Consider the following 2,309-nt stretch of genomic DNA (forward strand, 5'->3'; position numbering starts at 1 on the left):
ACTGCAGGTGCTGCGCCACAGCCTGGCCGCCGTCGCCTTGCATCAGGCCACGCCTTACGACGGTGACATGGTGTTTATCCGCCAGTGCGGTGAAGTCCAGGTACTGCCCGGCATGCACCGCGACATGAGCCAATACTGGCAGGCCCTGTGCCTTGGCGAATTGCAGGTGGTGGACGTGCCGGGCGACCACTTCAGCTGCATGCAGAGCCCCCAGGTCGAAGCCGTGGCCCGCGCGTTCGAACGGCTGGCGCAGGTGGCGGCGTGAGAGTCGGGATTGTAGGCGGCTATGGGCATGTCGGTCGGCAGGTTGCGCGGGTGCTGGTCGGTCATTGCCGCTTGCGCCTGGGCGGTCGCGACCCTGGGCAAGGGCAGCGTTTTAACGACGGCGAGTTGAACGGGCAGGCCGAGATCCGTGAAGTGGACCTGTGGGACGCCCAAAGCCTGGCGGCGTTTTGCAGCGGCTGCGACCTGCTGATCAATTGCGCGGGCCCCAGCTACCAGGTGCTCGACCGGGTGGCGCTGGCCGCTTTGGCCAGTGGCGCCGATTACATCGATGTCGGCGGCGATGATCCGCTGCATCAGCTGCTGCCCGCTCAGTTGCCGCCGGGTCGTCGTGTGGTGTTATCAGCCGGCATGTTGCCCGGGCTGTCGGGGTTGTTTCCCAAGGTGCTTGCGGCGTCGTTCGAGCGCGTCGATGCCGTGCATTGCTATGCCGTCGGACTTGGGCGGTTGTCGACAACGGCGGCCGAGGACTTTCTATTGAGCCTCGGCAACGGCTATGGCCAGGCCTCGATGGGCTGGTGCGATGGCCGTGCAATCAAGTCCGCCGTACTCGTCGATGAACACTTCGAGCGGCCCTGGCTGGTGGGCGGTCCCGTAACGGCCCACCCGTATCTAACCACTGAGCAACAGCGCTTGTTTACTGACTTGCGGGTGCGCGAAGCCCAGGCCTACAACCTGTTCGACGGCGGCCACCTGCGGGCCGCACTCGGGCGCATTCAGGGCTCGCCACCGGCTCTGCGACACACGGCAGAGAACATTGCCGCCCTGGTACAGGCCAGTGCGCTGGACCTGGCAGGGCGCACGCCTTACCAGTTGCTCGCAGTCGAAATGGCAGGCCTGCAACACGGCGAACCGCAGCAGGCCACCGCCTGGTTGCGTGCCGCCGACGGCTCGGCGTTGACCGGCACAGTGGCGGCAATCTGCGCCCTGCAACTGGCCAAACTGCCCGAAGGCACGCACTACGCTGCCCAGGTGATGGACGCCGATGACTGCTTGCGCCAGGTGCTGCGCTGGTTGCCGCAGACCCGGATCCACGTCACCACTGAACTGGAGGAGGGCGTGTTATGAAGAAAATCCCCAGCCCATGGCTGCGACGTTACCCGCAGCATCAAACGCCGCGTTGCCGATTGGTCTGCCTGCCCCACGCCGGCGGCAGCGCGGGATTTTTCAGCGGTTGGCAGGCACTGTTGCCGGCTGACATCGAACTGGTCAGCGTGCAATACCCCGGCCGCGAAGAGCGCCTGAGTGAAACCTGGCCCGGCAGCCTGGAATGGATGGCGGGCACTATTACCCGGGCGCTGTGGGACCTGTCCGACCGGCCGCTGGTGCTGTTCGGCCACAGCATGGGTGCGGCGCTGGCCTATGAGGTGACGCGGCGCCTGAACCGCCAGGGCAAGGACCTGCAACGGCTGATCGTCTCCGCCCATCCGGCCCCTCACCGGCAACGTCACAGCCAATTGCACCAGGGCCCAGATGCCGGTCTGCTGGCGGATGTGCGGCGCCTGTCGGGTGGTGCGCCATCACCCCTGGACGAACCCGAGATGCAGGCACTTTACCTGCCCGCATTGCGCAATGATTACCGCCTGATCGAAAACTACTGCGGCGATATCAGCGAGCTGCTGGACGTGCCCGTGAGCGTATGCCTGGGCAGCACCGACCGCGAAGTCGATCGGGAGGAAGCCCATGCCTGGTCGGAAGTGACGCGCCAGGTCACCGACTTTCGAACCTTCAACGGCGGGCATTTTTACCTGCGCGACAGCCAGGCCGACCTGATCGAGCACCTGGAACTGTTGCTGGGCAGCCCCGCCGAACCGGCGTGGCAGTGCTGGCCGTCGACCCCATGACCGGAGAATCCTATGAAAACACCTGAGCAGTGCAGCGGGCTGGAAGACGTCCGCCTGGGTATCGACACGTTGGACGAACAGATCATCCGCGCTCTCGGCCAGCGGTTGGCCTATGTGAAAGCTGCGGCGCAGTTCAAGCCTGACGAAGCCAGCATCGCCGCCCCCGAGCGGGTGGCCGCCATG

The 2,309-nt window shown here is 65.5% G+C and carries 4 protein-coding genes; all 4 read left to right on the forward strand.

Going from position 1 to position 2,309, the window contains the following annotated elements; translation table 11 throughout:
* Positions 1–265, forward strand: a 265-nt coding sequence (locus HX846_RS33420; protein ID WP_178967071.1) for a hypothetical protein, incomplete at its 5' end; no start/stop codon positions are given.
* On the forward strand, positions 262–1,350 hold the full coding sequence (locus tag HX846_RS33425; protein ID WP_023658858.1) for a saccharopine dehydrogenase NADP-binding domain-containing protein: 1,089 nt from the start codon (positions 262–264) through the stop codon (positions 1,348–1,350). The genes HX846_RS33420 and HX846_RS33425, both read left to right, overlap by 4 nt.
* The gene (locus tag HX846_RS33430; RefSeq protein WP_003218418.1) at positions 1,347–2,126 is read left to right on the forward strand and encodes a thioesterase II family protein; all 780 of its coding nucleotides are present in this window, start codon (positions 1,347–1,349) and stop codon (positions 2,124–2,126) included. The genes HX846_RS33425 and HX846_RS33430 overlap by 4 nt, the downstream gene beginning before the upstream one ends.
* A 12-nt stretch (positions 2,127–2,138) precedes the next feature.
* The coding region (locus tag HX846_RS33435) for a chorismate mutase (RefSeq protein ID WP_178967072.1) at positions 2,139–2,309 on the forward strand (171 nt) is incomplete at its 3' end.

This window comes from Pseudomonas sp. K5002 (genome assembly GCF_013386655.1).
GTDB lineage: Bacteria > Pseudomonadota > Gammaproteobacteria > Pseudomonadales > Pseudomonadaceae > Aquipseudomonas.

Coding starts and splice junctions, on each gene's coding strand:
- HX846_RS33430 (WP_003218418.1), top strand. CDS start 1,347: ATGAAGAAAATCCCCAGCCCATGGCTGCGACGTTACCCGCAGCATCAA.